A 1,553-nucleotide genomic window follows, 5' to 3' on the forward strand; every position below is an offset into this window, starting at 1 on the left:
AGGTAATAATTTGTTAGTGGTAATTTTGTCATTTGCTCAAATTCTTTTATGAATTTGCTCGATGCTGTCACGTTAATATATTTACTTTCTCCTTTTACTGCCTTAAAACTTTTTACAAATTTTATGATTTCCTGAGTACTGTATTTGTTATCCAAGACTTTGAACTGGAATATTCTTTCCAGTAACACTGTCAAATAACATATCAAAAAATGTCCTTTTATACTGTTTTCTTTTTGCAGGAATACTGGTCTGGCATCTAAATCGGATTTCATTATTCTAAATGATTCTTCTATTCTCCATAAATTATGATAGGTATTATAGATGTCTATTGATTTCATATCTGTTTCTGATGTAATCAATAGATTATAGCCTGCTAGTTCAAGTTCCTTTTTTATGATGTCCTCATTGATTGTTGCTTTTGCTTTTTCTCCATTTTCATCAGTAAAATTAACGTATTTTCCCAGATCTCCATATTCAGATCTTTTTGCTTGGCTGTAACATAATTTTTTTGCTTTTTCAACTTGTCTATTGATTTCATATCTTTTTTTAGATGCAAGTTTTGGATTATAAGTCACTACTCGTTTCTCAGTAAAATATATTGTCTTCTTTTTTCCGTCAATCTCTATACGATAAGGAAATTTATCAATGCATGACTTATATTTATATAATAATGCACCCTCATCATTTTTTATTTCTTTCCAGTCTTCATTATCTAATAATACCCACTTTTTTTCTTTTTCAGGTAGAGTCTTGACGGATTTAGAAAATAAATAACCATCTCCATTTTCTTTAGAAAAAGCAATGTTTTGAGTACAGTTCAGTCCTTTATCAGCTACATGTATAGTTTTTCCTGCGATTTGATTTTTCTTTTTAAGGCCTTGAATCACGTCCCTTAAAATCGGCTTTTCACTTTCATTGCCAGGAAACAACTTCATGCCAATAGGGATCTGATTGGCATCCAGCAATAGACCCAAACTAACAATAGGATCTTTTCTATTTTCTTTTGAAGGACCTTTACGTCTGAAATCATCTTCTCTGTCAATTTCAAAATAGAAATTAGTACAGTCAAAATAAGTTTTTGAAGTATTGATATTATAGACTTTCTTCATCTGTTCATTAAAAATCTCAATAAACTTGCCATAATCATTGCCCATAAATGCAAGACCGTCTAGAAGCTGGTCATAAGAAAAATGAGCGGTATCTTTCAATTGAGGAAGAACTTCATGAAAAGTTTTATGTTTACTGCAGGGATTCACAAGACGAGCATAGATCAGAGAAGAAAGCAGTTCATACAGATCAAATTCAAAAGAATTGGAAAGATTGAAATAATCAACATATTTTTTAATATTCATTTTATTCATTAAAGAAACAAAAGGAAAATAACCAAGATAAAGTTCAGGGGAAACAGTGGAGATTTTAGGAACACCTTCATTTTTGCGCTGACTGTTCAGTTCATCAACTTCCTTCTGGAAGTGGGCGATAGGATCTTCGATGCCTTTGGCTTTCCATGTTTCAACAGAAGCAAGAGATTTATAGGTACGATGGGCAGCACC

1 protein-coding gene is annotated in these 1,553 nt (G+C 31.7%); it reads right to left on the minus strand.

What is annotated here, in order from left to right; genetic code table 11:
• Positions 1-1,553 (minus strand): IS1634 family transposase (locus tag B5E87_RS14745; protein ID WP_087246163.1); only part of this gene is annotated, 1,553 nt, incomplete at both ends.

The sequence above is a fragment of the Massilimicrobiota sp. An142 genome (assembly GCF_002160725.1).
Classification (GTDB): Bacteria; Bacillota_I; Bacilli_A; order Erysipelotrichales; family Coprobacillaceae; genus Allocoprobacillus; species Allocoprobacillus merdigallinarum.